1 protein-coding gene is annotated in these 1,019 nt (G+C 55.5%); it reads left to right on the top strand.

The genetic code is table 11. The features are described 5' to 3' along the window. Positions 1 to 1,019, top strand: a 1,019-nt coding sequence (locus tag ABD846_RS08285; RefSeq protein WP_344825132.1) for a hypothetical protein, incomplete at both ends; no start/stop codon positions are given.

Here is a 1,019-nt window from a genome sequence, read left to right as displayed (position 1 = left end):
TGAAGCTGGCCACCAACACCAACATCAATGACTATACGTCAGCGATGGCTCCCACTCCTTCCAACCTGTACAAAAGCACGTACAGCTATGATATGGATGGCAATATCACGAACCTGAGCCGTTGGGACGGCAGCGCGGGGGCAGCGGTACAGATCGATAATTTTGCGTATAAATACACATCGCCCACCGGAACGGCAGCCGACGACAACAGGCTGCAGCAGGTACAGGACGGAGCAGGCGCCACTACGGGAACCGATCTGCAGCCGGGACAGCCTGCGGACAACTATGTGTACGACCGTATCGGCAATCTTTTGAAAGACAGGCAGGGCAATGAAGAGATCAGCTGGGACCGTTTCGGTAAAGTGAGCTCTATCCGGGATGTGGTGAGCAACCGTTATATCCAGTTTGGCTATGACGGTAAAGGCAACCGTGTGTACAAGAATGTGATCACACCGATAGTGACGGGCGACGGCAAAGACGAGCATCAGGGCGAGTATTATGTGCGCGATGCGGGCGGCAATATCCTTGCTACCTACCGATTCCACAGCAAATACAATCGCCGGGCCTCGTTGCACCAGTTGATCACCTCGCTGGGCGGAGCTCCTTACACACCTGTGGTATCGGGAGGTACTGCGCTTACGGATCTGCTGACCTCGCTTACAGACCGTGCGTTTCCGGGTCTGCTGATCAGCAAGATACTGTTGAGCCACGGCACCTGGTCGGATACCTATACCGACCGTCCTGTGAGCTTCTATATGGGTGCAGACCCTACACTGAAATCGAACCTGCTGTATACGGGCGAAGCGTGGATAGACGAACTGAAGAGCGTGGATGCAGGCGTGTACACCACAGCATTCCTGGGGGCAGGCACAGCGGCGATGCCCTTCTATGAATCGGCGCTGAACTTCCCGACCGAAGGCCAGAAACTGCTGGAGCATTACAGCATGGAGATGCCTGCACCGGTATGCCAGGGCATCTGGGCGATAGCACAGGCGCCTTATCTTCCGGGTAATCACGTG

This window comes from Rurimicrobium arvi (assembly GCF_039540495.1).
GTDB lineage: Bacteria > Bacteroidota > Bacteroidia > Chitinophagales > Chitinophagaceae > Rurimicrobium > Rurimicrobium arvi.
Note: the sequence above shows the minus strand (reverse complement) of the source record. Positions and strands in the feature narration are given on the sequence as shown.